Annotated in this window: 3 protein-coding genes; all 3 read right to left on the bottom strand. The window is 62.8% G+C overall.

Annotated features, from left to right (window positions below):
- Positions 1 to 3 precede the first annotated feature (3 nt).
- Positions 4 to 1296 (bottom strand): TRAP transporter large permease, encoded by a 1293-nt coding sequence (locus C7I36_RS16820; RefSeq protein WP_245880155.1) that lies wholly within the window; start codon positions 1294 to 1296, stop codon positions 4 to 6.
- A 12-nt stretch (positions 1297 to 1308) separates the two neighbouring features.
- Entirely contained in the window at positions 1309 to 1872 is a 564-nt protein-coding gene (locus C7I36_RS16815; RefSeq protein ID WP_106454828.1) for a TRAP transporter small permease, read from the bottom strand.
- 61 nt (positions 1873 to 1933) lie between these two features.
- On the bottom strand, positions 1934 to 2365 hold a 432-nt coding region (gene dctP / locus C7I36_RS16810; RefSeq protein WP_181256428.1), incomplete at its 5' end, for a TRAP transporter substrate-binding protein DctP.

The raw sequence follows: 2365 nt of genomic DNA, 5'->3' as shown, positions 1-2365 counted from the left end.
GGCTTACTTGCCGAAGGCCAGGTCCCGCAGGAACAGGGCAATTTGCGGAAACAGGATCAGCAGCCCCGACACCAGTACCAGCAGCAGCACGAACGGCAGGGAGCCCCGCACCACGTCCACGTAGCGCCGGCGGAACACCGCCACCGCCGTGAAGATGTTGCACCCAAACGGCGGCGTCACCGCCCCAATCGCCACCTGCAGCGTGATGATCACCCCCACCAGCACCTTGTCCAGCTCCAGCCGCTCTATCTCCGGCAGGAAGATCGGCACCATGATCAGGATCACCACTATCGAGTCCACGAACATGCAGCCGACGAAGAAGGCGATGGAAATCGCCAGCAGCAGTCCCAGCTCGTTGGTTTCGTTCAGCCCCAGACCGGCCATGATTGCCTGGGGGATCTGGGCAAACGAGATCACCCAGGAAAACGCCGCCCCCGCCGCCACCAGGATGAACACCACGGCGGTGATAAGCCCGGTGGATTTGGCGATGTCCAGCACGTCCTTCACCTTCAGCTCGCGGAACACCACCACCTCCAGCAGCAGCGCATAAAGCACGCACACCGACGCCGCCTCGGTCGGGCTGAAGATGCCGCCGTAGATGCCGAACACGATGATGAGCGGAAAGCCCAGCGGCCAGATGGCGTCACGGGTCGCCTTGAGCCGTTCGGCCAGGCTGGCCTTGGGCACGGTCGGCACTTCTTCCTTGATGGCAAAGAACACCGAATAGATGGAGAACAGCACCAGGATCAGCAGCCCGGGCACGATGCCGGCGATAAACAGCTCGGAGATCGAGGTCTGGGCGATGCCGCCGTAGATGATCATGCCGATGCTCGGCGGGATCAGCAGGGCGATGCCGCTGGCGCTGATGATCAGCGACAGGGAGAAGGAGTCCTTGTAGCCGTTCTGGACCAGCTTGGGGTGCAGCGGCGAGCCCACCGCCACCACCGTGGCCTGGGTCGAGCCCGACACCGCGCCGAACATGGTGCAGGCGGTGGCGGTACTCACCGCCAGGCCACCCTTGTAGTGGCCGATATAGGCCATCACCATGTCGATAAGCTTGGTGGCCGAGCGGCCCTTGGTCATGATGTCGGCGGCCAGGATAAACATCGGCACCGCGATCAGCGAGGCCGGCCGGATGCCGGCGAACATCTGCTGGATCATGAAGCGGGAGTTGTCGAAGCCGTCGAACTGGATGTAAAAGCCGATCAGGGTGGCCACCATCATCGGCACCATCATCGGAAAGCCGAGCAACAGCAGCACCACCATCGACAACAGCATCAGCGAAGTCATATCCATGTTTGGTTACCCCTAGAGTTCCGCCACGTTTTCGTATTCATCGTTGGTAACCTCGGTCGACAGGTAGACGGGCCGGTGGTACAGGTTCTTGATGCCGGTCACGAAGTATTCCAGCCCGGTGATGAACAGGCTGACCGGGGCCCACAGGTAGGTCAGGTACACCGGGATCTGCAGGGCCGGCAGGATCTGGCCGCGCGGCGCCACCCACAGGATGTAGGTCACCGAGAAGTAGCAGATGGTAAAAATGCAGGCCGAGGTGGCAAAGGTGATCAGCACGATCAGGCCCTTCTGGTAGCGCCGGGGCAGGGCGTCGAAAATGGCGGTCATGCGGATATGGCTGCCGTGCCGGGCCGCGAAACTGGTGCCGGCGAAGGTCACCAGGATGATGAGGATGCTGTTGAGCTCCTCGGCGAAGAACAGGCTCTGGTTGAACACCACGCGCCCGACGACGTTCGCGATGTTGTTGCCGGCCATCAGCAGCACGCTGATGATCAGGATGGCCCCTTCCAACTTGTTGACGATGCCGATCACCCGGCGGTAGGCGCCGGCGACGGGGCCGGAAGACGAGGTTGTCATCAGCCGCTCCTTGTGAATTCACACACTGGGCGGTGCGGCCGTCCGCACCGCCCGCCCGGGCTTACTTGCCCTTGGCGTCCTGCAGATCCGCTTCCATCTGCGCCAGGATGGCCTGGCCGCTGTCGCCGGTCATCTCCACGAACTTGGCCTTGACCGCGGCGGACGCCTCGCGAAACGCCACCCGCTGGTCCTCGGGCAGGGACACGAACCGGACCTCGGGCTTGGCGGCCTGGATCTTGGCCATGGACTCGGCCTCCAGCCCCTGCTGGTAGTCGAGGATGTAGTCGGTGGCCTCGGCGATGGCTTGTTGGACCAGCGCCTGGTCGGCATCGGACAGGCCGTCGTAGAAGTCCTTGTTGGCCATGACGGCGGTGGTGAAGATGTTGTGGCCGATGTCGGTGATCACCGCGGACACCTCATAAAGCTTGTTCGACTCGATGTAGAACATGGGGTTTTCCTGGCCCTGGATCATGCCGGTCTGCAGGGCGCCGAA

This window comes from Zobellella taiwanensis (genome assembly GCF_003012795.1).
GTDB lineage: Bacteria > Pseudomonadota > Gammaproteobacteria > Enterobacterales > Aeromonadaceae > Oceanimonas > Oceanimonas taiwanensis.
The sequence above is the reverse complement of the archived record's forward strand: the minus strand, read 5'-3'. Positions and strand labels throughout refer to the sequence as shown.

What these genes read in the sequence shown, in the direction of transcription:
- C7I36_RS16820 (WP_245880155.1), bottom strand. Translation starts at nt 1,296, where the DNA reads ATGGATATGACTTCGCTGATGCTGTTGTCGATGGTGGTGCTGCTGTTG.
- C7I36_RS16815 (WP_106454828.1), bottom strand. Translation starts at nt 1,872, where the DNA reads ATGACAACCTCGTCTTCCGGCCCCGTCGCCGGCGCCTACCGCCGGGTG.